Raw genomic sequence first — 4985 nt, forward strand, 5'->3', positions numbered from 1 at the left:
GGGCCGCCGGTGGGTACGGGCCGAGGTGGCGGGTAGGCGCCGCTCGCCCCTGCCACCGCATCCAGTAAGCTGACAAACGGTGGAGTCGCCTAGTGGCCGAGGGCGCACGCCTCGAAAGCGTGTGAGGGGGCAACCCCTCCGTGGGTTCAAATCCCACCTCCACCGCCACCCTTGGGGATCTGTGTGCTTGCGCACCATCGGCGGATGGCTCTATGCCAGCCGCGGGGGCCGAGCCCCCNACCCGGACACCCGGACACCCACAATCCACCCGGCAACCCACAGGCATACACCCGTGGGGATCTGTGTGCCTGCGCACCTATCGGCGGATGGCTCTATGCCAGCCGCGGGGGCCGAGCCCCCNGCCGCGGGGGCCGAGCCCCCGCGGACCCCACGGGAAACCTGGTCTCGGTTCTGCTCTCAATTGTCTTCGGAGCCTGGCGCTGGGGGTGGTGTCACGGTCGGTGGACGCGGTGAGCTGATGGGAAGCGGGCCGGTCATGTTCGGTCAGGGCATGTCGTGTCCGGTCAGGCCATGCTGCCCAGGATGGCGGCGATGTCAGCCGGTTCGGTGCACGGGTTGACGATCGCGAAACGGGTCACCGTCTCTCCCTCGTGGACGGTCGGGGTAACAAAGGCAAAACCCGTCCGCAACAGTTTCTCCGTCCACTCGTAGTAATTTTCCGGCGTCCAGTTCAGGCGGCGCAGAACAACTACGGAAAGCTGCGGCTCACGCACGAGCTCCACATAGGGCAGCGCCCTTATCTGATCAGCCGCGGCCCGGGCGGTGGCCAGTGACTTCTCCACGGCGGCGCCGTAGGCGCGGGTACCGTGCGTGGCAAGCGAGAACCAGAAGGGCAGGCCGCGCGCACGCCGTGAGAGACCGATCGCGTAGTCCGCGGGGTTCCAGTCGTCAGCGGTTTCGAGGACCTCGAGGTAGCCCGCTTTCTGGGCGTGCGCCGCGCGCGCCAGCGCCGGCTCCCGGTAAATCAGCGCGCAGGCGTCGAACGGAGCGAACAGCCATTTGTGTGGATCGACGATGAAAGAATCCGCGTCAGCTGTCCCGGCAAAGAGGTGGCGGACGGATTCCGCGGCCAGCGCGGCCAGTCCGTACGCCCCGTCGACATGTACCCACAGGCCTCGCTCGTGGGCTGTGTCGACAATTCCGCGGATGTCGTCGACGATACCGAACTGGGTGGTACCAGCCGTCGCCACGACGGCGAACACGCTGTCGCGGACATCAGGCTCCGCGGTGTCCAGGGCGTGGGCCAGCGCGGGGCCGGTGAGACGGCCCTCGGCGTCCGCCGGGACCAGCAGGAGCTCCGCGCCCATGACTCGGGCGGCGGCCTCGACCGAGGAGTGCGCCTCGGCGCCGCAGGCGATACGCCACACGGTGGGCCGGCCGCCACCCGGGGCGGCACCGCCCCGCGTCTGCATCCGATATCTGGCCGCGACGAGCGCGGAGAGGTTCCCGATCGTCCCGCCCTGGACGAAGACCCCACCGGCCTCGGGCGGAAAACCGGCGAGATCGGAAAGCCAGCGCAGTGCCTGGTTTTCCGCGTGCACGGCACCGGCGCCCTCCAGCCAGCTTCCCGCGTACACGGACGAAGCCCCGACGACGAGGTCGAAAAGTATCGCCGCCTTGGTGGGCGCCGCCGGTATGAACGAGAGGTTGCGGGGATGGTCGACCGAAATGCACGCTCGGGAGAGCAGTTCGTCAAAAATCCGGAGCGCTTCGACGCCGCCGATACCGTCGGGAGTTATTGTCTCCCCCACTGCGGCGGTCAGCTCCGCGCGTGAGCGGGTACCGTCCAGTGGAACGGGATTGAGACGTAGTCGCTCCCGCGCATAGTTGACGACGGCCTGGGTCAGAATCTCGCTGTCAACATCATAGCGTTGCACGAACTCGAGCATACCCGGGCCCGCCCGAGTTTACGGACATCACGATACGGCGACGGTACGCAGCCGGTGCGTCCGGATACACAGGTCGAAACATATCGAAAACAATGCCGACCGGTGCGGGTCACACAGTTGTGCGCGGTAGGGGGACCGGCGCCGACCGCATCAATATGTCCGTCACCCGCACCGGGAGGATTCCGGGCCAGCAACGGAGTCCAGGCACGCGGACCGGCGCATAAGGCACCGGTCGTGTGACCATGCGTGGTACGCCGTCGATGACACGTGTCATCGACGGCTGGCACCGACTGTTGATGCCCGGAGAAGATCGTCGCATGTTTGTCGTTGTGTACGCTTACGCGACCGAAAAGCGTACACAACAACAAAATCGTCCAGATCATGGTCTGTGCGGGTGGCCGCGCCGACGGTGCCCGTCTCCGCCGGAGACGGGCCGAAGCCACCCGCCGAGGACGGCCGCATTCACGACGGGGCGGGACGCGACGGTCGGCCAGCCGGTCAGCCGCGGCCACGGGGCGGTCAACGTCAGGCGGACGTCCTTACCGCTCTGCCACGGACCGGCGGTCCCGGGGCCGCTGGAGATCACCAGCATGGTCACGCAGCCGGCTGCGGCGGACGCCGGCCGTGCACCCGGCCGCCTCGTCCTCTTCCGCGGTGCCCCTGCCCACAGCGTCCGTCGCCACGGCAGCCCTGGGGCCGGTCTACCTCGCCATGGCGGCCTGCTGCCATGGCGACCCCGGCCGCGCCCCCTCGCCAGACCCATCTGCCGCCACGAAGATCGCCCTCGCGGCAGCGGATGGGTTTGCGGCGGTGGTCGAGCCTGCGCTCAGACGTCCTGCCTGCTCCGCCTGCGGATGAGGAAACCGCCACCGGCAACTGCGGCCAGCAGGGCGACCAGAGCGAAACGCTTCATTGCGTACCTCCACGATGCGAACGAAGGGTATACGGAACACTCCCACACCTACGGCCGTCCCCGCTCGGCTCAGCCCCGTGCGGGAGGACGGGCGGAAGCACACCGGGCAGACAGCCGAACGGAAGATCGGCTGTCTGCCGAGCCTGAGCATGCCACGTCCGTAGCCACTTCGGCGGTAGGCAGCCTCGGATGTCGGTCATCATACGGAGCAATTTTTTCGCTCTTCAAGAGATCGTCTCACTCGCCCGCGCGGGGAACTGTCGTGGTCGCGCCAGCTCCGGCCAGGCCGGTCTCAGCCCGAGGCGCGAGGCGCGAGGCGCGATACGTCCACCCTGACGGGGAGCCGTACCGCATCCGGCCGGACCGGCCAGTCAGACGAGATCACGAATGGAGATCGTCTGGTTCCGGCCGGGGCCGACCCCGACGGCCGCCACCGGCGCGCCGGCCAGCTCCTCAAGCGTTCGGACGTAGTCGCGGGCGGCCTTCGGCAGATCGTCGAACGATGACGCCCGCGAGATGTCCTCACCCCAGCCGGGAAGCTCCTCGTAGATCGGTCTGGCGTGGTGGAACTCGGTCTGCGTCATCGGCATCTCGTCGTGTCGCACCCCGTGGACGTCGTACGCCACGCAGACCGGTACCCGGTCGAAGCCGGACAGCACGTCCAGCTTGGTCAGGAAGAGGTCGGTCAGCCCGTTCACGCGCACCGCGTAGCGGGCGATCACCGCGTCGAACCAGCCGGTACGTCGGGCCCGGCCGGTGGTCACGCCGAACTCGCCGCCGGCGGCGCGCAGCTCGTCGCCGACCTTGTCGGTGAGCTCGGTCGGGAACGGCCCGGAGCCGACTCTGGTCGTGTAGGCCTTGCAGATGCCGATCACCCGGGTGATCCTTGTCGGCCCGATACCCGAACCGGCCGCGGCCCCGCCCGCGGTCGGGTTCGACGACGTGACGAAAGGATAGGTCCCGTGGTCGACGTCGAGGAGGGTGCCCTGGGAGCCTTCCAGGAGCACGACCCTGCCGTCCCGTAACGCCCTGTCGAGCACGAGGCCGGTGTCGGCGATGTGCGGCCCGAGCCGCTGCGCGTACACGCTGTACTCGTCGACGACCTTGTCCACCTCAAGGGCGCGCCGGTTGTAAATCTTGGTCAGGATCTGGTTCTTCTCCCGCAGCGCAAGCTCCAGCTTCGCGCGAAAGATCCCGGGATCGAGCAGGTCCTGGACGCGGATGCCGGTCCGGGCGATCTTGTCGCCGTAGGTCGGGCCTATCCCGCGGCCGGTGGTCCCGATCCGCGCCTTACCGAGATAACGCTCGGTAACTTTATCGAGCGCCCGGTGATGAGGCATGATCAGATGCGCGTTCGCGCTGATCAGCAGCTGGGAGACGTCGATGCCGCGGGCGCGCAGCCCGTCCATCTCCTGGAGCAGGACACCGGGATCCACGACCACACCGTTGCCGATCACCGGCACACAGTCCGCGCGCAGCACGCCACTGGGGATCAGGTGCAGGGCATAGCTTTCCGTGCCGATGACAACGGTATGTCCGGCATTGTTACCCCCCTGATACCGGACGACGAAGTCGACCGCCCCGCCAAGCAGGTCGGTCGCCTTTCCTTTGCCCTCATCGCCCCACTGGGCGCCGATCAGCACGAGCGCAGGCACCGGGTGAGGTTACCTGGCCCACCCGACTCAGGGATGTCACATCGCCGACGGAGTACGGCAAGATCTTCAGAGCGGTCATTGCGGACGCCCGCCCACAGGCGTCACCAAACTCCCGTCCGCACCGATCATCCCTCCGGGAGTCCACTTGCATTACTGAAGGTAACTGTGGAGTCTGTATTTCGGTAAGGCGGATAGTCGATCGGGACGGGGGTGTCACGGTGGCTGCTGTCACCGCCCGCTCCGTGGGCGCCGAGGGTTCCGACCCGCACGCCAGCCAGAACACCAGCACAGCGCGGGACATGGCAGCCGGCCAGCCGCCCGCCGCCGACGCGACCGCGGCCGAGCCGTCCGAGCCGGCACGACCGTCCGCCCAGTCCGACCGACCCGGGCAGCCAGAACGGTCGACACCCACAGTGACAACACCGACAGTTACATCGGCCACCGACCAGGCTGTCGCGGGCCCACCCGAACAGGAGCCGGTGGACGGCGGTCCGGCGGACGGCGACC

The 4985-nt window shown here is 68.1% G+C and carries 2 protein-coding genes and 1 tRNA gene; 1 reads left to right on the forward strand and 2 read right to left on the reverse strand.

The annotated features are described in order from the left end of the window. Positions 1 to 78: 78 nt before the first annotated feature. Positions 79 to 168 (forward strand) — tRNA-Ser (locus tag FrCorBMG51_RS06155). 356 nt (positions 169 to 524) lie between these two features. On the opposite strand, the gene FrCorBMG51_RS06160 is transcribed toward FrCorBMG51_RS06155, so the two are convergent. Beyond that, on the reverse strand, positions 525 to 1910 hold the full coding sequence (locus tag FrCorBMG51_RS06160; protein ID WP_047222110.1) for a pyridoxal phosphate-dependent decarboxylase family protein: 1386 nt from the start codon (positions 1908 to 1910) through the stop codon (positions 525 to 527). Positions 1911 to 3194: 1284 nt separating this feature from the next. Beyond that, a complete protein-coding gene (locus tag FrCorBMG51_RS06170) occupies positions 3195 to 4478 on the reverse strand; it encodes an adenylosuccinate synthase (RefSeq protein ID WP_047222112.1) in 1284 nt (427 codons plus the stop codon). Positions 4479 to 4985 lie beyond the last annotated feature (507 nt).

The organism is Protofrankia coriariae (genome assembly GCF_001017755.1).
Classification (GTDB): Bacteria; Actinomycetota; Actinomycetes; order Frankiales; family Frankiaceae; genus Protofrankia; species Protofrankia coriariae.